At 51.2% G+C, this 568-nt stretch carries 1 pseudogene; it reads right to left on the reverse strand.

The annotated features are described in order from the left end of the window. Positions 1-568 (reverse strand): annotated as a pseudogene (locus tag DV424_RS08915) (hypothetical protein); the annotation flags it as partial.

Here is a 568-nt window from a genome sequence, read left to right on the forward strand (position 1 = left end):
CTTCCGCCGCTGTTTTCGCTTTGCCTGCTTCTATTTCAGAGACTTTAGCTGCATCTTCAGAGGCTTTAGCTGCATCTTTTGATTTTCCAGCTTCAGTCGCTGAGCTTGCCGCCTCGCCCGCTTTCGTATTCGCAATATCACGAGCTGCTTCCGCATCATTTTTCGCTGTCACAGCCGCATCTTTCGCTTTTCCTGCTTCTGTTGCAGAGTTAGCAGCCGCATCTTTCGATCTACCCGCCTCAGTCGCTGAATTTGCAGCTGCATCACGAGCCGCTTCCGCCGCTGTTTTCGCTTTTCCTGCTTCTGTTGCTGAGTTGGCAGCAGCATCTTTTGATTTACCCGCCTCAGTCGCTGAATTTGCAGCTGCATCACGAGCCACTTCCGCCGCTGTTTTCGCTTTGCCTGCTTCTATTTCAGAGACTTTAGCTGCATCTTCAGAGGCTTTAGCTGCATCTTTTGATTTTCCAGCTTCAGTCGCTGAGCTTGCCGCCTCGCCCGCTTTCGTATTCGCAATATCACGAGCTGCTTCCGCATCATTTTTCGCTGTCACAGCCGCATCTTTCGCTTT

This window comes from Haemophilus haemolyticus, assembly GCF_003493605.1.
GTDB classification, from domain to species: Bacteria; Pseudomonadota; Gammaproteobacteria; order Enterobacterales; family Pasteurellaceae; genus Haemophilus; species Haemophilus haemolyticus_J.